Below are 18,407 nucleotides of genomic sequence, written 5' to 3'. Positions count from 1 at the left end.
GGGGCGGCCGCCCCGGGAGTGCGAGATCGGCCAGGGACGGTTCGTTGGTGCCAGGGAGGCGTTCGAATGTCAGCGACGACACGACCGCTGCATGTCAGCCTGGTCGCCATTCCCGATGCGGTCATCTCGACGCTGAGCGGCATCTACGACGTGCTCGGCGCGTTCAAGATGCTCGGGCGTATCGACCCGGCGCTGCCTGAGGAGCCGCCCTTCGCGGTCGAGATCGTTGCGGCCGAACGCGGCAGCGTGGCGCTGGCGAGCGGCCTGCCCGTGGAGGCGAGGCTGGGGGTCGCGGAGGTCGCGGCCACCGACATCATCATCGTGCCATCGATCCTGCTCGGGCCCGATGGCTGGACACCCGGCCGCTACCCCGAGATCGTCGACTGGGCCCGGCGCATGCATGCGAACGGAGCCTTGCTCTGCTCGGCCTGCTCGGGCGTGTTCCTGCTCGCCGAGACCGGGCTGTTCGACGGCCAGGAGACGACCGTCCACTGGGCTTATGCCGACCAGTTCGCGCGCGCGTTCCCGCAGGTTCCGCTACGGCCCGATCAGGTGCTCGTCGTCTCGGGCAGGCGCGAGGATCTGATCACCTCCGGCGCCTCGATGACCTGGCATGATCTCATGCTCTATCTGATCGCCCGCCATGTCGGCGCGACGGCAGCACAGGCCGTGGCCCGGTCCTTCGCGCTGCAATGGCATCATGACGGGCTTGCCCCCTATATCGTCTTCCAGGGCCGGACGGATCACGGCGACGCCGCCATCGGGGACGCGCAAGCCTGGCTTGCGACGCATTTCTCGGTCGCGAGCCCGGTCGAGGAGATGGTGCGGCGTTCGGGGCTCGCCGAGCGCACGTTCAAGCGGCGCTTCACCGAGGCGACGGGCTTCGCGCCGATCGACTATGTCCAGCGCCTGCGGATCGAGGATGCCAAGCGCCGGCTCGAACGCACCGATGCGCCGGCCGACGAGATCAGCTGGAAGGTCGGCTACGAGGACGCCGCCTTCTTCCGCCGGCTGTTCAAGCGCGTGACCGGCCTGACGCCCGGCGCCTACCGGCGGCGCTTCCAGGTGCCGGCCTTCGCCCGATCACAGCACGCTCCAGTATGAGTACAGACCTTAGCGCCGCGACGCGAAGAGCCGCGAGAGCAGCCAGAGCGGCACGACGATCAGCGCGCCGGCGATCACCCATTGGCCGACCTCGCGCACGGCGCCGAAGCCGAGATCGCCAAGCGAACGGACGAAGCGCAGCGCCGCATCGAAGAGGCCGCGCGGTGACAGGCCGAGGAAGGCCATCGCGGCGCCGACCAGCAGCGAGATGAAGATCAGCCGGACGAGGACCCCGAGGGGCGACCCACCGAGAAAGCGCTCGAAACTACCGTTGGCCATGGCCGGACATTCTCCTGAGCGGTCGTAACATCACGCCACGCTTGAACCCTGCCTGAACGGCCAGAGCCAGCCGTCAGGCGGTGGCCGAAGCGCCGGCCGTGGCCCAGGATGCGCCCGCGATCTTGGCGGCGGCGATGACCGCCTGCGTGCGGCTGTCGACATTGAGCTTGGTCAGGATGGCCGAGACATGGGCCTTCACCGTCGCCTCGGAGACGCCGAGCTCGTAGGCGATCTGCTTGTTGAGCAGCCCTTCCGACAGCATCATCAGCACGCGCACCTGCTGTGGCGTCAGCGTCGAGAGCCGGCGAACCATGTCGGCGATCTCGGCATCGACCGGGGCGCTCAAATCGATGCCGGGCGGGGTCCAGACACCGCCGTCGAGCACGGCGCGGATCGCCTCTCCCATCTGCTCCATTTCGGCCGTCTTCGGCAGGAAGCCGAGCGCGCCGAACTCGATGCAGCGGCGGATCACGGCCGGGTCGTCATTGGCAGAGACGACGATGACCGGGATCTCGGGATGATCGGCGCGCAGGAAGAGCAGCCCCGAAAAACCCTGGACGCCGGGCATGGTGAGATCGAGCAGCACGAGATCGGCATCGGCGTCCTCGGCCAGCGCCTTGGTCAGCGCCTCGAGCGAGCCGACCTCGCTGATCTCGGCACTGGCGAGCGCGTGGGATACGGCCTGGCGCAGAGCGCCCCTGAAGAGGGGGTGATCATCCGCGATCACGATGCGAATGGAGGGTTGCCGATTCATCCTGTTTCCTCGCCGACGACGTGACTTATCCTGCTCCCGCGCCGCCACGACCTCAAGCATGACGACGCCGCAGAGGCAATGCGGTCGACCGATCGAATCAGCCAAGCCCGTGATCGGGCGTCGACTTTGCTGAAAGGCAGCGCGCATTCGTTTCGGCTAAAGAACTACGTCTTTAGTTCACGTTCTTTCTGCTGAAGCCATAGATTAACCTAGCGTCCGGAATTCGACTAAGGAGCTCAATACGATCCAGCCGATCAAAATCCGCGAAGCCGAAAACATAATCCGGCAACGCAGGGGGAGGGAACATCGATGCAATCAGAACAACACGATACACATTGGTCCAAGACGAGCCGATTGATGATCGTCATGATGGCTCTGTGGGTATTCTTCGGCTACATCGTCCACGCCTTCGTCGTCCCACTCAACTCGATTAAATTCTTCGGCTTCCCGCTCGGCTTCTACATGGCCGCGCAGGGCTCACTGATCGCGTTCGTCGTGATGCTGTTCTGGTTCGCCAAGGCTCAGGACAGGATCGACCGCGAATCCGGCGTGGCCGAAGACGATTGAGCCCGGGGGGAGCGAAATCATGTCAAGCGAAGCGCAAGCCGGCAACGCTGGGTTCACATCCAGTCTCGGCCGCATCTACGGAATCTATACGGGCGGATTCGTCGCCTTTATCATCCTGGTCGCCATCCTCGAGCGGGCCGGCGTCCCGAACAAAGTCCTCGGCTATATGTTCGTCGGCTTCACCATCCTGGTCTATGCTTTCATCGGCATCATCTCACGGACGGTGCAAGTCTCGGAATATTACGTCGCGGGCCGTTCCGTGCCGGCCTTCTATAACGGCATGGCGACCGGTGCAGACTGGATGTCGGCCGCCTCCTTCATCGGCATGGCGGGCTCGCTCTTCCTGCTCGGCTATGACGGCCTCGCCTTCGTCCTGGGCTGGACCGGCGGCTATGTGCTGGTGGCGGTGCTGATCGCGCCGTTCCTGCGCAAATTCGGCGCCTATACGGTGCCGGACTTCCTCTCGGCACGCTATGGCGGCAACACTGCCCGGCTGCTCGGCGTCATCGTGCTGCTGGCCTGTTCCTTCACCTATGTGGTGGCGCAGATCTTCGGCACCGGCCTGATCGCCCAGCGCTTCCTCGATATGGACTTCACCGTTGCGGTCTATGTCGGCCTCGCCGGCATCCTGGTCTGCTCGATGCTGGGCGGCATGCGGGCGGTGACGTGGACGCAGGTCGCGCAGTACATCGTGCTGATCGTGGCCTATCTCGTCCCGGTCGTCATTCTCTCGGCCCAGAAATACGGCCTGCCGATCCCGCAGCTCACCTATGGCCAGGCCCTGCAGGAGATCTCCAATCTCGAGCAGAGCTTCCTGCAGAACAACCTCGCCACGACGGCCTCGCTGAAGCCGCACACGCAGCCGTTCCTGAACTACAGCCCGGCGAACTATTTCGCCCTGATCCTGTGTCTCATGGTCGGCACGGCCTCGCTGCCGCACGTGCTGATGCGCTATTTCACCACGCCGTCGGTGCGTGAGGCGCGCATCTCGGTCGCCTGGTCGTTGCTCTTCATCTTCCTGCTCTACTTCACGGCGCCGGCCTATGCGGCGTTCTCGAAGCTCGAGGTCTATTCGACCCTGATCGGCAAGAATCTCGCCGACATGCCGCAATGGGTCTTCAGCTGGGGCAAGCTCGGGCTGGTGACGATCTGCGGCAAGGCGGCGGAAAGCGTGCAAGCCATCACGGCCGCCTGCGGCGCAGTCTCCGGCCATACCGGCGTGCTGCGGCTTCAGGATTTCGGCATCAACACCGACGTGGTGGTGATCTCGACGCCTGAAATCGCCGGCCTGCCCTATGTCATCACCGGCCTCGTCGCGGCCGGCGGCCTCGCCGCCGCGCTCTCGACTGCGGACGGCTTGTTGCTCGCCATCGCCAACGCGCTCTCGCACGACGTCTATTACAAGATTATCGATCCGAACGCGCCGACGGCGCGGCGACTGATCGTGTCGCGGGTCCTGCTGGTGCTGGTCGCGATCCTCGCCGCCTATACCGCCTCGACTAGGCCCTCGGACATTCTCGCGATGGTGTCCTGGGCGTTCTCGCTGGCGGCGGGCGGCCTGTTCCCGGCGCTCGTGCTCGGCATCTGGTGGAAGCGCGCCAATTCCGCAGGTGCCATCGCCGGCATCACGGTGGGCTTCGGACTGACACTGTTCTACCTGGTGATCACCAGATACTACCCGCATCTCGGCGTGCAGTATTTCGGCATGGGCTCGCTGCTGAACCCGGTCACCGGCGCTCCGCTGATCTCGGCCGAAGCCATGACGAAGTTCCTGGCCGACCCGGCAGTCGCGGCGGGGCCTGCGCTGGTCACCAACCCGCTCGCCTCGAAAATCGGCTGGTTCAACATCAACAACATCTCCTCGGCACTGTTCGGCCTGCCGGCCGGCTTCCTGGCGATGTACGTGGTGTCGATGCTGACCGAAGCGCCGTCGAAGCAGATGATGGATTTCGTCGACGCTTGCCGGCGCCCGCGCGGCGGCACGCTGATGGAAGAGAAAACCGTCTGATCCGCAGCGCGACACGATGACGAAACCGGGGGCGGGACCTTGCGTCCTGCCCCTTCCCCATTGGCGATGGCGGGGCGCCGCCGGCATCTTCGACAATTCGCCATGGGCCGCCGCTGGAGATATCTGCTTGACCGCCACCGACGGGTTCTGGGTATTTCACCTGCCCAATCTGATCCTGGCCGCGCTGATCTATACGCTGCTCGGCCGCTATATCCTGTCGCTCTTCTTCCCGCCCGACAGCGACAAGGTCATCTGGCGCGTCTTCAGCCAGATGACCGATCCGGTGTTGAATGTCGTGCGGGTGGTGACGCCCGCGCTGGTGCCGGCGCCGCTCCTCAATCTCTTTGCCGTGGTCTGGCTGTTGCTGCTGCGTTTCGTGCTGTTCTACGCGGTGCGCATGCTCGGCCTTCTGCCCGCCGCATCAGGGTGACGCCATGAGCCTCGGTCCCGACAGTGACGAACGCGAGAAACTGGCGCGGCAGGATGGGCTGCTGGTCGGCATCGCCGGCTTCTCCCTGCTTTCCGGCATGCATTTCTCGCCCTATTTCGACCCGGCCTTCATCCTGGTCAAATTCCTGCTGGCCCCGGCCTTCTTCATCTCCTCGCCGATCCTGCTGTTCTATTTCACCTCGCTCTTCGTGGCGGTGTCCTGCCTCATCCTCGCCGGCGTGCCGGCAGCGATCTTCGAACGCGCGACCGGACGACGAAATAGTGATGCGGCCTCGCTTGGCATCTGGCTGGTGGGGGTGCTTATTCTGGCACTGCCGGCCGTGACGGGCCTGTCGGGATGACGGGCGCAAGGGCGGCCGGCCCGAGGTCGCCATGCCTGATGCGCCCGAGTCCGAAGCCTTCCGACTGCGCCGACGCCTGCGGGCACTGGCGGAGATATCGACCGCGCGGGCCTGCGGTTTCGCCGGGCTGGCGACGCTTTGCCTGATGGTCGGGCTATCAGCCAATCTCTCCACCGCGCTGAAGGGAGGCGGCTATTGCGCGCTGCTCGTCGCGCTCTGGCTGGTGATGATGGCCCGCCAGGCACTGTCGCGTCCCTATAAGCGCACCGAGATCTGGCTGATGCTCGACAAGTCCGAGCGGCCGGCGGAGAGCGAAGCGCAGGGCCTGTTCGCGCAAGCGCGCCGCGAGGCTTTTCTGCGCTTTGCCGCCTATCACGCGCTAGCTGCAGCCGGGCTTCTCGCTGCAGCCTTCGCCAATACACTCCTTCGAGCCTGAACCGGATCAAGCCGGCAGGAGCTGCTCAAGCGCCTCGATGCGATCGGCCTCGCGTGGCGGCTTGTCCCAGCGGATGCGACTGATGCGCGGGAAGCGCATGGCAAGGCCGGATTTGTGCCGCGTCGAGCGCTGCAAGCCCTCGAAGGCGACCTCGAGCACGAGCCCGCTCCCAGCCTCATGCGTGACTTCGCGCACCGGGCCGAAGCGATTGAGCGTGTTGCGGCGAACGAAACGGTCGAGCTCGACCAACTCTTCATCGGTGAAGCCGAAATAGGCCTTGCCCACCGGCACGAGCTCATCGCCCTCCGGCGACGTCCGCCAGACGCCGAAGGTGAAATCGGAATAGAAGGACGAGCGCTTGCCATGGCCGCGCTGGGCATACATCAGCACGCAATCGACCAGCCGGGCATCGCGCTTCCATTTGTACCAGTAGCCCTTGGGTCGACCGGGCAAATAGGGCGAATCGAGCCGCTTGAGCATGCAGCCCTCGACCGCCTCGGCATCGGCGCCGGCCCCCGCCGAGGCTGGATCGGCGCGCGCGGCAGTCAGTTCCTCCCAGCTTCCGAACGGGATCGGCGGCGACAGATCGACCGCCGGCGAAGCGAGCCGCGAGACGAAATTCTCCAGCCGCTTGCGGCGCTCACCGAGCGGCAGCTCGCGGATATCCTCCTCGCCGTCGACGAGCAGATCATAGGCGCGGATATGGGCCGGGTATTCAGCCAGCATCTTCGGGGTGACGCTCTTGCGGTTCAGGCGTTGCTGCAGCGTATTGAAGCTCTGAACGGCCTCCTCGCGCCGTACCAGCAACTCGCCATCGAGCGCGCCGTCCAGCAGCAGGGCCTCGAGGATATCCGGGAAGGAAGCGCCGATATCCTCGCCGGTACGGGAATAGAGCCGCGTCACGCGCGTGCCGTCTGGCCTCGTGCCGCTGACCGCCTGGACGCGGATGCCGTCCCATTTCCACTCGGCCTGGAAGGCGGCCGGGTCGAGCTTGGCGAAATCGCCATCCTCGAGCGCATGCGAGAGCATCACGGGGCGGAACGGCGCGGGATCGGTCGCCTGCGGCCGCGGCGCCCTGCCTTCGAGCCAGGCGAAAAGCTCGGTATAGGGCGGCTCCAGCCCATGCCAGACGTGTTCGACCTCGTCGGGCGCGATGCCGCCGATGCTGGCCGCAGCCGTCTTGGCGAGCCGGGCGGAGACGCCGATGCGAAGCGCTCCCGTGATCAGCTTCAGCAGCGCCCAGCGCCCGGTCTCGTCGAGTGCATCGAGCCAGGACGCGATCAGCCGGGGCAGCTCGGTCTTGCCCGAGTTGCGCAGGCCGGCAACGACTTCAGGCAGATGCGGCACGGCGTTGGCGCCGTGCTTCGCCGGCCACATCAGCGCGACCGTCTCCGAGAGGTCGCCGACATAATCGTAGGAGAGCGCGAACAGCACCGGATCGGTGCGCTCGGCGATCAGCGCCCGGACCAGCCCGGGCTTGGCATTCTGGAAGACGAGCCCGCCTGTCATCGCCGCGAGCGCATAGCCGCGATCGGGATCGGGCGTGCTGCGCAGGTAATCGGCGATCAGCGCCAGCTTGGCGTTGCGGCGCGGCTCATAGGCGAGGCGGTCGAGCAGCCAGGCGAAGCGGTTCATGGCGGGGCCTCGCTCGGCGTAGCCTCGTTCGGTGCAAGCTCGGGCTCGGCCTCGCCCTCGTCGCCATAGCCGACGAGGTGCAGAGGCTTTGCCTTCAGGCCGACCGTGCCGCACCAATGCACCAGCGCATCGGCCTCGCCATGCGTGACCCAGATCTCGCCGGCGCCGGTCTCGTGGATCGTCGCCTGGAGATCGTCCCAGTCGGCATGGTCGGAGATGATCAGCGGCAGCTCGACGCCGCGCTGGCGTGCCCTTGCCCGGACCCGCATCCAGCCGGAGGCGAAAGCGGTGACCGGATCGGGAAATTTGCGAGCCCAGAGATCCTGGATCGCGCTCGGCGGGCAGAGCACGATCTCGCCGCCCAGCGCCTTGCGCTCGCTCGCGGCGACAAGGCGCGTCTCGCCCAGAGGCGCGCCCTCCTCCTCGTAGAACTCGGTCAGCGTCGCGAGGGCGCCATGGATATGGATCGGCCGCTCGTAGCCTGCCTCGCGGATCAGGGCCATGACGCGCTGCGCCTTGCCCAGGGCGTAGGCGCCGACAATATGCGTGCGCTCCGGGAAGAGCCTGACCGATTCCAGCAGCTTGTTGACCTCCTCACGCGCCGGCGGATGGCGGAAGACCGGCAGGCCGAAGGTCGCCTCGGTGATGAAGATATCGCAGGGGACGGGTTCGAAACCGGCGCAGGTCGGATCGCGCTCACGCTTGTAGTCGCCGGAGACGACAATGCGCAGGCCATTGCACTCGACCACGATCTGCGCCGAGCCGAGCACATGTCCCGCCGGCACGAAGCGGAAATCGACGGAGCCGATCCGCGTCACCGCGCCGGGCTCGGCCACCTGCTGCGACGAGGTGAAGCCCTCGCCATAGCGCAGCGCCATGATCGCCAGCGTCTCGCGCGTCGCCAGCACAGCACCGTGACCGGCGCGGGCATGGTCGGAATGGCCATGGGTAATCAGCGCGCGCGCCACCGGCCGCACGGGATCGATATGGATATCGGCGGGCGGGCAATAGAGCCCGGCCGGGGTCGGGATCAGCAGCTCGGAGGGGCGCATCGTCTGTTCAATGTCATGCTCCTCAGATAAACCGCACGCCATGACTGAAAAGGGCAGCAGCGCACATTCCGCCAGCTCCGGCGACCCGACGCTCGACCGGCGCTATGCCTGGGCCGAGGCTGCCTTCAAGGATGGCGACGCCAAGGCGGCGATCGAGATCCTCGATCAAACGCTGGCCGAAGCCTATGGGTTCACAGCCGCCTGGCATCTTTACGGCCTGGCGCAGGAGGCGCTCGGTCGCAACGAGGACGCCGCCACGGCCTGGCGGCAATGCCTGGTGCTCGACCCGGCCGACCATTTCGGCGCCAGGCTCGACCTCGCCCGCGTCGGCGCCATGCCGGCCGCGGAGGCGACCTCCGAGAATTTCTCCGGCACCTTGTTCGACGGCTATGCCGAGCGCTTCGACAGCCATCTGATCGAGGCGCTGCAATACCGCGCGCCCGCCCTGCTGAAGGAGGCGCTCGGCCGGGTCTGTGCGCTGAACAATCTCAGCTTCCGGTTCGAGACGGTCTATGATCTCGGCTGCGGCACCGGGCTGATGGGCGAGGCGATCCGGGCCGAGAGCGGCTTCCTCGCCGGCTGCGATCTCTCCCCGCGCATGATCGAGCGCGCGCGCGCCAAGACCACGGCCGATGGCCAGCCGCTCTACGACAAGCTCGCGGTGGCGGGCCTGACCAGCTTCCTCGCCAGCCGGCCGGACAAATCGGCCGATCTCGTGATCGCGGCCGATGTCTTCGTCTATCTCGGCGATCTCGGCGCCGCCTTCGCCCAGAGTGCGCGCGTGCTGAAGACCGGCGGGCTGATCGCCTTCACCGTGCAGAGCCATGGCGGCGAGGGCGTCATCGTCGGCGAGGATCGCCGCTTCGCCCATGCCGAGCTCTGGCTGCGCGAGAGGTTGCACGAGGCGAGGCTCAGGCCGCTGCGGATCGAGGACGCCAGCACACGGCATGATCGCGACCAGCCGGTGCCCGGGCTGCTGGTCGTGGCGGAGCGGGGATAGCCTGCGCCACTCGAGGACGGGCGCTGAGCCATTCCCTCCCGCGCCAACCCGTTCTATCTTTGTTCAGAATGGACGCGCGCGCCGACCTCCTCCCGCAACGCTTTTCGGCCTGGTTCGCCAGCCGCGGCTGGACTGCGCGGCCGCACCAGCTCGCCCTGCTGGAAGAGGCGCGTGCCGGGCGCTCGACCCTGCTCGTCGCCCCGACCGGCGCGGGCAAGACGCTCGCCGGCTTCCTGCCATCGCTGGTCGAGCTGGCCGAGAGCAATGGCGACTATGACGGGCTGCATACGCTCTACATTTCGCCGCTGAAGGCGCTCGCCGTCGATATCGCCCGCAATCTCGAGGCGCCGATCCGCGAGATGTCGCTGCCGATCTCGGTCGAGACCCGCACCGGCGACACCTCCGCCGCCAAGCGCACCCGCCAGATCGCCCGCCCGCCCGACATCCTGCTGACCACGCCGGAGCAGCTCGCGCTGCTGGTCTCGCATCGCGACGCAAAACCCTTCTTCGCCAACCTCAAGCGCGTGGTGCTCGACGAGCTGCACGCGCTCGTCACCTCCAAGCGCGGCGACCTGCTCGCGCTCGACCTCGCCCGCCTGCGGGCACTGGCGCCAAAGCTCTCGGCGGTCGGACTTTCGGCGACCGTCCGCGAGCCGGCCGACCTGCAGCGCTTCCTCGGCGGCTCCGGCACGCCGGCCGGGCTGGTCACGGTCAAGGGCGGGGCGAGCGCCGAGATCGGCATCCTGCATACGGCGAGCCGGATCCCCCTCGCCGGGCACACGACCGGCCATGCCGTGCGCGATGTCTACAAGGCCATCCTGGACCACCGCCTGACATTGGTCTTCGTCAATACGCGCATGCAGGCCGAGTTCATGTTCCAGGCGCTCTGGCACATCAACGACGACAACCTGCCGATCGCGCTGCATCACGGCTCGCTCGACGCGCAGCAGCGCCGCAAGGTCGAGGCGGCGATGGCGGCGGGCAAGCTGAGGGCCGTCGTCTGCACCTCGACGCTCGATCTCGGCATCGACTGGGGCGATGTCGATCTCGTCATCAATATCGGCGCGCCCAAGGGCGCGAGCCGGCTGATGCAGCGCATCGGCCGCTCCAATCACCGCATGGACGAGCCCTCGCAGGCGCTGCTCGTACCCTCCAATCGCTTCGAGCTGCTGGAATGCCGGGCCGCGCTCGATGCGGTGGCGGAAGCCGCGCAGGACACACCGCCGCCGCGGATCGGCGCGCTCGACGTGCTCGCCCAGCACGTGCTCGGCGTCGCCTGCTCTGATGGGTTCGATCCCGATGCGCTCTATGAGGAGGTGCGCACGGCATCGCCCTACATGGATCTCGCGCGCGGGGACTTTGACGCGACCGTGAACTTCGTCGCGACCGGCGGCTACGCCCTGCGCAGCTATGAGCGCTTCGCGAAGCTGCGGCAGGGCAAGGACGGGCTCTTCCGCGCCAGCAATCCGCGCGTGATCCAGCAATACCGGATGAATGTCGGCACGATCGTCGAATCGACCATGCTCAAGGTCCGGCTCGGCCGGTTGCGCGCCGGAAAGCCGGGACAACCCGGCATGCTCACGCGCGGCGGCCGCGTGCTCGGCGAGCTGGAAGAGTATTTCGCGGAGACGATGACGACGGGCGACACCTTCGTCTTCGCCGGCGAGGTGCTGCGCTTCGAGGGCATCATCGAGAACGAGGTGGTGTGCTCGCGCACCAGGGCCGGCACCGATCCAAAAATCCCGTCCTATGCCGGCGGCAAGTTCCCGCTCTCGACCTTCCTCGCGGCCCGCGTCCGCGCCATGCTGGGGTCGCCGAAGGACTGGGACAAGCTGCCGGACGAGGTCTCGGCCTGGCTGCATGCGCAGCGCCTGAAATCGCGTCTGCCCAAGCCGGGTGAGCTCCTGGTCGAGAGCTTTCCGCGCGGCGGGCGCTTCTATCTCGTCGCCTATCCGTTCGAGGGCCGCCTCGCCCACCAGACGCTCGGCATGCTGCTGACGCGGCGGCTGGAGCGCGCCCGGATGCGGCCGCTCGGCTTCGTCTGCAACGATTACGGCATCGCGGTCTGGACGCTCGGCGACATGTCGGCGGCGATCGCGCGCGGAGCGTTCTCGCTCGATGAGCTGTTTGCAGAGGACATGCTCGGCGACGACCTCGAGGAATGGCTTGCCGAATCGGCCCTGATGAAACGCACCTTCCGCGCCTGCGCCGTGATCGGCGGGCTGATCGAGAAGCGCTTTCCCGGCCAGGAGAAGAGCGGACGGCAGGTGACGATGTCGACCGACCTCGTCTATGACGTGCTGCGCCGGCACGAACCGGACCATGTGCTGCTGCGTGCCGCACGTGCCGATGCCGCGACGGGCTTGCTCGATATCGGCCGTCTCGCTCAAATGCTGACACGAATCGGCGGCCATATCGTCCATCAGCCGCTCGATCACGTCTCGCCGCTCAGCGTCGCGGTGATGCTGGAGATTGGCCGCGAGGCTGTCCATGGCGAGGCGGCGGACGAGATCCTGGCGGAGGCGGAAGCGACGATGCTCGAAGAGGCGATGGCGTGAACCTGGCGGCAAATGCCCTCCCCGCGGCCGCCGAGGCCTTCATGCTCGGCCGGCTCGCGATCATGCCCGATCTTTCCGGCGCGCTCTTCCTGCCGGATGAGCGGACGCTGATCGTCGCCGACCTGCATCTTGAGAAGGGCTCGGCCTATGCGGCGCGTGGCGTCTTCCTGCCGCCCTATGATTCGACGGCGACGCTGGCCGCGCTCGCGGCCGCGATCCTGCGCCACGACCCCGCCCGCGTGATCGCGCTCGGCGACAGTTTTCACGATCGCGGCGCCGAGGAGCGGATCAGCGCCGAAAACCTCGCCAGCCTGCGCCTGCTGCAGAAGGGCCGCGACTGGCTCTGGGTCACCGGCAACCATGACCCTGAGATCAGCGGCGAGATGGGCGGCGAGACCGCCGCGATGCTCAGCCTCTGCGGCGTGGCGCTGCGCCATGAGCCCGATCCGGCCGAGACGGATTACGAGATCGCCGGCCATCTCCACCCGGCCGCCAAGGTCAGGATGCGCGGCCGGGCCCTGCGCCGGCGCTGCTTCGCACTCTCGGAACGACGCTGCATCATGCCGGCAATGGGGGCCTATGCCGGCGGGCTGAACCTGCGCGACGCCGCCTTCCGGCCGCTCTTCCGGGAGACAGTGACCGCACATATGCTAGGCGATGGCAGATTGTTCAGGATAGACCGGCGATTGCTGTTGGCCGACTGAACAATGGGTTGCGTCGGCGCGGGGCTTGTGGCATCAGGGCGCCGCTTCGGAACGACGCCGCGCCCTTCGCCTCCGTGCGATCCTTCCGGCGCATCAAGGCTTGCGGTCCTGCTGCGGTAGCTCAGTGGTAGAGCACTCCATTGGTAATGGAGAGGTCGAGAGTTCAATCCTCTCTCGCAGCACCAGCCTCAACTCCAGAAATTGCGAAAACGTTGCTCACCCTGGGGCTTGGCAACCTGCGATCTCAACGCCCGGCTGCCGGAGCTGGAACTGGCCGGCAACGGCGCACATGTCCTGCCGGTGACGCAGACGGTCATCGAAGCCATGGCGGGACAGCGGGGCGCAGGTCCGTCAGGGAACACAGATCGCCGATATTTCGTTGACGGGCACTGATCGCGTTACGCAGGTGCCACCATGAATGCCAGCCCCAAACTCTCGAAACATGGAAGCACCGTCCGATCAGAGCCGATCGTCCGCTTCGGCCGCATCGTATCCCACCCCCAAGAACTCTGCCGCGAGGCCTGTAGGGATACCGAGGGGAACGCCTATACGGTCATAGTCTGGCGTCCATTGCCGGGACTGAACCTCACCGAATACACCCTGGATGACGGCCGGCCGGTCAAATTCGTGGACGATTGTCGATTTGAGATCGTCGACAGCGGCGTGTTGGTTTCATACCCGGCCAAAGGGCACAAGTAACTTGCGTCCACGATCAATATGAGCACAATCAAAAACAGTTGGGGAATTGTCGACGACGCCGGCCAGTAAAGCGTCGGAACTAGCACCGCACGTTGTGCTATCGAGGTTGTATATGCTCGTAAGTGGTGGCGTCACGGGTATCTGGCTTCGCGCCAGTATTGTAGTCACGGTTCTCGCGCTACTCGCGCTTCCTATGGCCTTCCAGTAGGCGGCGTATTGATCAGCTGAGACAATCTGGTCATTTTCCGGCTCACTGATGAAGGGGGCCCGTGGCCGGTGAGTGCGGAGCGAAGGCAGCGCCGGCTCTAGCCAACGTCACGCGCGCGCGGCGTCCTCGTTGCCGCGGCCATACGTCGTCTCAAGCCTCCCGCGCCGCTTCGGCGATCGGACGAAGAAGGCCAGCAGATCGCGGCGCCATTCTTCCATGACAGTCCTATGTGAACTGCCGCTTCTCGCATGCGCCATTCACGGGCCTTCCCTGCGGCAGCCTGCGCTACGCGCTGCTTTAACTTGACAAGCCGCCATGCGGACAGCCACCTAAGCATGTTCCCAGGGGGGCCTCGCTAGGAGGCTGAGATTCCGCCGGCCCGGACTTCAGGTCCCGGCAACGCGGTGACCCTACGAACCTGATCCGGATCATACCGGCGTAGGGATGCGGGACAGGCGGCCTTATACGCCCTGATTCCAACTGCGCCGATGGTCCTTTCGCGGTCGACCTGTGTCCGGCAGAGCCGGCGGGTCGGGTTGGAGTGGCCACGTGACGCAAGCCGAGATCATCGAGGCGCTCCTGGCGTTCATCGCGCTTCCGGAGGCGACGGAGGCGGAGTTCGAGGCGCTGGCGCTCAAGCTCTTCGCCTATCAGTTCCGGAACAACGAGCCCTATCGCCGCTTCGCCCTGCAGCGCGGCCGCACGCCGCTTTCGGTGCGGCGCTGGCGCGACATCCCGCCGGTTCCGATCACCGCCTTCAAGGACCTGACCCTGAGCTGCAGCCCGCCGGAGGCGGCCGAGCGCGTCTTCATGACCAGCGGCACGACACAGGGAATTCGCGGCCGCAGCTATCACCCCACGCTCGCCGTCTACGACCGTTCGATGCTGGTGAATTTCCGCCGGCGCTTCATGAAGGGGCGCGAGCGTCTCGGCATGGGCATCCTCTTCCCCGACGAGACGGAGCTGCCCAATTCCTCGCTGGCGCATTACCTCGCCCTTGCCCGGCGCGAATGCGGCACGCCTGAAAGCGCTGTTTTCATCGGCGCGAACGGACTCGATCTCGATCGACTTCTGCCGGTGCTCGCGCAGGCCGAGGCGGGTGACGAGCCCTATGCACTGCTCGGAGCGAGCTATTCTTTCGTGCCGCTGATGGACGCGCTCGCGGCGCGCGGCCAACGCTTCGCGCTGCCGCCTGGCAGCCTGGTCCTCGATACCGGCGGCTTCAAGGGCCAGTCGCGCGAGCTGGCGCCGGACGAATTCTATGACGGGCTGTCGGCCGCATTCGGCGTGCAGCGGAGCTCCTGCATCAACATGTACGGCATGACCGAGCTGAGCACCCAGTTCTACGACGACGGCAACGCGGCCTGCCCACCGGTCAAGTCCGGCCCGCACTGGATCCGCAGCCGCGTCGTCGACCCGCTGACCGGCGCCGACCTGCCGGAGGGCGCGCGCGGCGTGCTGGTGCATCACGACCTCGCCCATTTCAACTGTGTCTCGGCTATCCTGACCGAGGATGCCGGCGAGATCGTGCCGGGTGGCTTCCGGCTGTTCGGCCGGGTCGACGGCGCTGAATCGAAGGGCTGTTCCGTGGCGGTCGCCGAGTTCCTGGCGGCGGCGCGAGGTTGAGCCGGTGATCGAATATGCGGGCCACCTGCCGGGCCTGACACGCGAGGAGCTGCGCTGGCGCCACGTGCGTCACTCGGCATGGGGCGAGACGGTCGAGATCGCCTTGCCGGAGCTCGACGAGGCGCAGGCGCAGGCCCTGTGCGAACGCGTGCGTTCGAGCGCGCGTGCCCGCATCCGCCGGATGGAGGTTGCGCGCATCGTGGGCGCGATCGACGAGGCGATCGCGCGGCTTCTCGACCGCCAGCATCCGCTGCGCCGCAAGGCCGAGCAGCTCCTGCCCATCGTCACCGGCTATGACCGGGAGACGGTCCGTCTCGGCCTCACCAGCTACCTCAAGACCTTTCGGCGGCCACAGCTGCTGCGCTTCCTGGCCGAGGATTTTGCCAATCCCGGCATGCTCGATGCCTTCCAGCCGGCGGCGAAGGGCGGTTTCCTGCGCGCGCGGGGCCCGGACCTGCTGTTGCATGTCTGGGCCGGCAATGTCCCTGCCCTGCCGCTCTGGAGCCTGATCTGCGGGCTTCTGGTCAAAGCCGGCACCGTCGGCAAGCTCGCCTCGGCCGAGCCATTGATGGCGGGCTGGTTCGCCGGTCTGGTCGCCGAGATCGATCCGGAACTCGGCGAATGCCTCGCCATCGTCTGGTGGAAAGGCGGCGAGGAAGCGGGCGAAGCCGCCTTCCTGCGCGCGGCCGACACGGTGATGGCCTATGGCGGCAATGCCACGCTTGCGACCTTGCGCGCCAAGCTGCCCATCACCACGCGCTTCCTGCCGCATGGCCACAAGATCGGCTTCGGCGCGATCTCCCGCGCGGCACTCGACAGCCGCAAGGCGCCGGCGCTCGCCCGCCTCGCCGCGCAAGATGTCGTCCGCTATGAGCAACAGGGTTGCTATTCCCCGCAATTGCTCTTCGTCGAGCGCGGCGGAATGGTCGCGCCGCGGGAATTCGCGCGCTATCTGGCGCATGAGCTCGCCGCCCTCGCCCGACGCCATCCGCGCCGCCAGCTTTCGCCCGAGGAGGCGGCCTCGATCGCGTCCTGGCGCGCCGCCCAGGAATTGCGGACGCTTGATGGCATGTCGGAGCTCCTCAGTGAACCTGCCGATTCCTGGGCCGTCATCCATGTCGAAGCCGTCGAGGCTCTGAGTCCCTCCGGCCTCAATCGCACGCTCAAGCTGGTCTCCGTCGACAGCCTCGATGAGGTTCCCGCGCTCGTCGCCCCCTATCGGAGCTTCCTGCAGACGGCGGGCATCGCCGCTCCGCCGGCCGAGCTCTTCCGGCTTGCAGCCAGGCTCGGCGAAGTCGGCATCAGCCGCATCACCGCCATCGGTCGGATGACCGCGCCGGAAGCCGGCTGGCACCATGACGGACGCTTCAGCCTGCTCGACCTCGTCACCATGACCGAGATCGAGCACAGCGCCGAGGCGGCGGCAGAAGGGTTCGCGCCCTATGTCGACTGATCCGTCGCCTGCCGGCTTCGTCGTGATCGACGGCGCGCGCTTCAGCTATGGCGGCGCCTGGCCTGCAATTGTCGACGGAATCGACTGGACGATCCCGCGCGGCGAGCTTCACTGCCTTCTCGGCCGCAGCGGTTGCGGCAAGACTACGCTGCTGAAGCTCGCCGCCGGGCTGATCCTGCCGGAAGAAGGCACGATCCGCATCGGTGGCGAGACGCTGCGTGGCCCCGGCGAGCGCATCGGCTTCGTCTTCCAGGCACCGACCCTGCTCGGCTGGCTGAGCGCACTCGATAACGTCCTGCTGCCGATCTCGCTGAAGCGCCGCGTGACGGCACGCGACCGCGCCGCAGCGCTCGACCTGCTCGCGCTCGTCGGGCTGGCGGAGCTGGCCGCACGCCGACCGTTCGAGCTTTCGGGCGGTCAGCAGAGCCGCGTCGCCGTGGCGCGGGCATTGATCGGCGAACCCGACCTGCTCCTGCTCGACGAGCCTTTCGCGGCCCTGGACGCCCTGACGCGGGAGGAACTGCAGGACGACCTACTCCGGCTGTGCGGAATGCGAGGCACGACAGCGCTCTTCGTCACCCACGACATCGCCGAGGCGGTCTATCTCGCCGACCGGGTCGCCGTGATGGCGGCGGGCCGCGTGCATCATGCGCAACCGGTCCCGCTGCCGCGGCCCCGTCACCGTGACATGCGCTATTCACCGGCCTTCGCTGCAACCTGCCGCGATCTGCGCGATGCCATGGACGTTGGGACCGGCATCGCACCCAGCCAGAGGCCGGCGGCATGACGGCGCGCCTGCCCTCGCTGCTGCTTCTGCTCGCCCTGCTCGCTGGCTGGGAGGCCTGGTGCCGGCTCGGTGCGGTGCCCGCCCTCATCCTGCCTCCGCCATCCGACGTGCTCGCAACGCTCTGGAGCGAGATGGCAACAGGCCGGCTCTGGCCGCACCTCGCCGTCACCGCGACGGAAATGGCGCTCGGCCTCTGCATCGGTGCGATCGTCGGGCTGTGCGCCGGCATCCTGCTCGCGGAATTCCCGGCGCTCAGCCGGCTGCTGAGGCCCTATGTGCTGGCGAGCCAGCTCGTGCCCAAGCTCGCGCTTGGCCCGCTCTTCATCATCTGGTTCGGCTTCGGCCTGACGCCCACCATCGTCATCACCGCGCTGATCTGCTTCTTCCCATTGATGGAGAACACGGTGACCGGGCTCGCGGAGGTCGACCCGGCGCGGCGCGAGCTCTTCCGCATGCTCGGAGCCGGCCGGCTCCAGACCCTCCTGCGCCTCAAGCTGCCGGCGGCCCTGCCCGTCATCCTGGCCGGCCTGCGCGTTGCGGTCGTGCTCGCGCTCGTCGGCGCCGTCGTCGGCGAATTCGTCGGCGGGCGCAGCGGTCTCGGCGCCTCGATCATCGCCGCCCAGAGCGTGATGGATTCAAGCCTGATCTTCGCGCTGTTCATCGTGATCACCGCTCTTGGAATGTTGCTCTACGAAGCCGTGCGCGTGCTGGAGCGCCGCGTCCTGCATCGCTTCCCGAAAGGTTGA

The 18,407-nt window shown here is 66.9% G+C and carries 18 protein-coding genes, 1 tRNA gene and 1 riboswitch; of the genes, 15 read left to right on the top strand and 4 right to left on the bottom strand.

The annotated features are described in order from the left end of the window. Positions 1 to 66: 66 nt before the first annotated feature. A complete protein-coding gene (locus tag EV560_RS33310; protein ID WP_131860170.1) occupies positions 67 to 1,104 on the top strand; it encodes a GlxA family transcriptional regulator in 1,038 nt (345 codons plus the stop codon). A gap of 9 nt (positions 1,105 to 1,113) precedes the next feature. Here the strand turns inward: EV560_RS33310 and EV560_RS33305 are convergent, their stop codons facing one another. After that, positions 1,114 to 1,383 (bottom strand): DUF6460 domain-containing protein, encoded by a 270-nt coding sequence (locus EV560_RS33305; RefSeq protein ID WP_131860169.1) that lies wholly within the window; start codon positions 1,381 to 1,383, stop codon positions 1,114 to 1,116. 73 nt (positions 1,384 to 1,456) lie between these two features. After that, positions 1,457 to 2,137 (bottom strand): response regulator, encoded by a 681-nt coding sequence (locus EV560_RS33300; protein WP_131860168.1) that lies wholly within the window; start codon positions 2,135 to 2,137, stop codon positions 1,457 to 1,459. 309 nt (positions 2,138 to 2,446) lie between these two features. On the opposite strand from EV560_RS33300, the gene EV560_RS33295 reads away from it, so the two are divergent. The 5 genes from EV560_RS33295 to EV560_RS33275 all read left to right on the top strand — a co-directional run bounded on the left by EV560_RS33295 (position 2,447) and on the right by EV560_RS33275 (position 5,939). Continuing rightward, complete coding sequence (locus EV560_RS33295; RefSeq protein ID WP_131860167.1) at positions 2,447 to 2,704, top strand: DUF4212 domain-containing protein; 258 nt, start codon at positions 2,447 to 2,449, stop codon at positions 2,702 to 2,704. 19 nt (positions 2,705 to 2,723) lie between these two features. Then, on the top strand, positions 2,724 to 4,712 hold the full coding sequence (locus EV560_RS33290) for a sodium:solute symporter family protein (protein ID WP_131860166.1): 1,989 nt from the start codon (positions 2,724 to 2,726) through the stop codon (positions 4,710 to 4,712). Positions 4,713 to 4,839: 127 nt separating this feature from the next. Continuing rightward, positions 4,840 to 5,142: a YggT family protein gene (locus EV560_RS33285; RefSeq protein WP_207908178.1), complete on the top strand. Its 303-nt coding sequence runs from the start codon at positions 4,840 to 4,842 to the stop codon at positions 5,140 to 5,142. A gap of 4 nt (positions 5,143 to 5,146) precedes the next feature. Then, entirely contained in the window at positions 5,147 to 5,503 is a 357-nt protein-coding gene (locus EV560_RS33280) for a hypothetical protein (protein ID WP_131860164.1), read from the top strand. Positions 5,504 to 5,534: 31 nt separating this feature from the next. Next, positions 5,535 to 5,939, top strand: coding sequence for a hypothetical protein (locus EV560_RS33275; protein WP_131860163.1), 405 nt, complete (start codon positions 5,535 to 5,537; stop codon positions 5,937 to 5,939). 6 nt (positions 5,940 to 5,945) lie between these two features. On the opposite strand, the gene EV560_RS33270 is transcribed toward EV560_RS33275, so the two are convergent. Further along, positions 5,946 to 7,574 (bottom strand): cisplatin damage response ATP-dependent DNA ligase, encoded by a 1,629-nt coding sequence (locus EV560_RS33270; protein WP_131860162.1) that lies wholly within the window; start codon positions 7,572 to 7,574, stop codon positions 5,946 to 5,948. Further along, positions 7,571 to 8,626 (bottom strand): ligase-associated DNA damage response exonuclease, encoded by a 1,056-nt coding sequence (locus EV560_RS33265; protein ID WP_131860161.1) that lies wholly within the window; start codon positions 8,624 to 8,626, stop codon positions 7,571 to 7,573. The genes EV560_RS33270 and EV560_RS33265 overlap by 4 nt, the downstream gene beginning before the upstream one ends. 40 nt (positions 8,627 to 8,666) lie before the next feature. On the opposite strand from EV560_RS33265, the gene EV560_RS33260 reads away from it, so the two are divergent. The 9 genes from EV560_RS33260 to EV560_RS33220 all read left to right on the top strand — a co-directional run bounded on the left by EV560_RS33260 (position 8,667) and on the right by EV560_RS33220 (position 18,407). Then, positions 8,667 to 9,626 carry a class I SAM-dependent DNA methyltransferase gene (locus tag EV560_RS33260; RefSeq protein WP_165923757.1) on the top strand — a complete coding sequence of 320 codons (960 nt, stop codon included), beginning with the start codon at positions 8,667 to 8,669 and terminating at the stop codon, positions 9,624 to 9,626. A gap of 68 nt (positions 9,627 to 9,694) precedes the next feature. After that, complete coding sequence (locus tag EV560_RS33255; protein ID WP_131860159.1) at positions 9,695 to 12,184, top strand: ligase-associated DNA damage response DEXH box helicase; 2,490 nt, start codon at positions 9,695 to 9,697, stop codon at positions 12,182 to 12,184. Further along, entirely contained in the window at positions 12,181 to 12,888 is a 708-nt protein-coding gene (pdeM, locus tag EV560_RS33250; RefSeq protein ID WP_248312334.1) for a ligase-associated DNA damage response endonuclease PdeM, read from the top strand. The genes EV560_RS33255 and pdeM overlap by 4 nt, the downstream gene beginning before the upstream one ends. A 110-nt stretch (positions 12,889 to 12,998) precedes the next feature. After that, a tRNA-Thr gene (locus EV560_RS33245) sits at positions 12,999 to 13,073 on the top strand. Positions 13,074 to 13,302: 229 nt separating this feature from the next. Beyond that, positions 13,303 to 13,587 carry a hypothetical protein gene (locus EV560_RS33240; RefSeq protein ID WP_131860158.1) on the top strand — a complete coding sequence of 95 codons (285 nt, stop codon included), beginning with the start codon at positions 13,303 to 13,305 and terminating at the stop codon, positions 13,585 to 13,587. A gap of 541 nt (positions 13,588 to 14,128) precedes the next feature. Continuing rightward, positions 14,129 to 14,260, top strand: a riboswitch (TPP riboswitch). 84 nt (positions 14,261 to 14,344) lie between these two features. Then, positions 14,345 to 15,421: a LuxE/PaaK family acyltransferase gene (locus EV560_RS33235; protein WP_131860157.1), complete on the top strand. Its 1,077-nt coding sequence runs from the start codon at positions 14,345 to 14,347 to the stop codon at positions 15,419 to 15,421. 4 nt (positions 15,422 to 15,425) lie between these two features. Continuing rightward, a complete protein-coding gene (locus tag EV560_RS33230; protein ID WP_207908177.1) occupies positions 15,426 to 16,874 on the top strand; it encodes an acyl-CoA reductase in 1,449 nt (482 codons plus the stop codon). Then, on the top strand, positions 16,864 to 17,661 hold the full coding sequence (locus EV560_RS33225; RefSeq protein ID WP_131860155.1) for an ABC transporter ATP-binding protein: 798 nt from the start codon (positions 16,864 to 16,866) through the stop codon (positions 17,659 to 17,661). The genes EV560_RS33230 and EV560_RS33225 overlap by 11 nt, the downstream gene beginning before the upstream one ends. Further along, positions 17,658 to 18,407 carry an ABC transporter permease gene (locus EV560_RS33220; protein WP_131860154.1) on the top strand — a complete coding sequence of 250 codons (750 nt, stop codon included), beginning with the start codon at positions 17,658 to 17,660 and terminating at the stop codon, positions 18,405 to 18,407. The genes EV560_RS33225 and EV560_RS33220 overlap by 4 nt, the downstream gene beginning before the upstream one ends.

Source organism: Allobosea sp. BK604 (genome assembly GCF_004341515.1).
Classification (GTDB): Bacteria; Pseudomonadota; Alphaproteobacteria; order Rhizobiales; family Beijerinckiaceae; genus Allobosea.
Note: the sequence above shows the minus strand (reverse complement) of the source record. Positions and strands in the feature narration are given on the sequence as shown.

Coding starts and splice junctions, on each gene's coding strand:
- EV560_RS33310 (WP_131860170.1), top strand. CDS start 67: ATGTCAGCGACGACACGACCGCTGCATGTCAGCCTGGTCGCCATTCCC.
- EV560_RS33305 (WP_131860169.1), bottom strand. CDS start 1,383: ATGGCCAACGGTAGTTTCGAGCGCTTTCTCGGTGGGTCGCCCCTCGGG.
- EV560_RS33300 (WP_131860168.1), bottom strand. CDS start 2,137: ATGAATCGGCAACCCTCCATTCGCATCGTGATCGCGGATGATCACCCC.
- EV560_RS33295 (WP_131860167.1), top strand. CDS start 2,447: ATGCAATCAGAACAACACGATACACATTGGTCCAAGACGAGCCGATTG.
- EV560_RS33290 (WP_131860166.1), top strand. CDS start 2,724: ATGTCAAGCGAAGCGCAAGCCGGCAACGCTGGGTTCACATCCAGTCTC.
- EV560_RS33280 (WP_131860164.1), top strand. CDS start 5,147: ATGAGCCTCGGTCCCGACAGTGACGAACGCGAGAAACTGGCGCGGCAG.
- EV560_RS33275 (WP_131860163.1), top strand. CDS start 5,535: ATGCCTGATGCGCCCGAGTCCGAAGCCTTCCGACTGCGCCGACGCCTG.
- EV560_RS33270 (WP_131860162.1), bottom strand. CDS start 7,574: ATGAACCGCTTCGCCTGGCTGCTCGACCGCCTCGCCTATGAGCCGCGC.
- EV560_RS33265 (WP_131860161.1), bottom strand. CDS start 8,626: ATGCGCCCCTCCGAGCTGCTGATCCCGACCCCGGCCGGGCTCTATTGC.
- EV560_RS33260 (WP_165923757.1), top strand. CDS start 8,667: ATGACTGAAAAGGGCAGCAGCGCACATTCCGCCAGCTCCGGCGACCCG.
- EV560_RS33255 (WP_131860159.1), top strand. CDS start 9,695: ATGGACGCGCGCGCCGACCTCCTCCCGCAACGCTTTTCGGCCTGGTTC.
- EV560_RS33240 (WP_131860158.1), top strand. CDS start 13,303: ATGAATGCCAGCCCCAAACTCTCGAAACATGGAAGCACCGTCCGATCA.
- EV560_RS33225 (WP_131860155.1), top strand. CDS start 16,864: ATGTCGACTGATCCGTCGCCTGCCGGCTTCGTCGTGATCGACGGCGCG.
- EV560_RS33220 (WP_131860154.1), top strand. CDS start 17,658: ATGACGGCGCGCCTGCCCTCGCTGCTGCTTCTGCTCGCCCTGCTCGCT.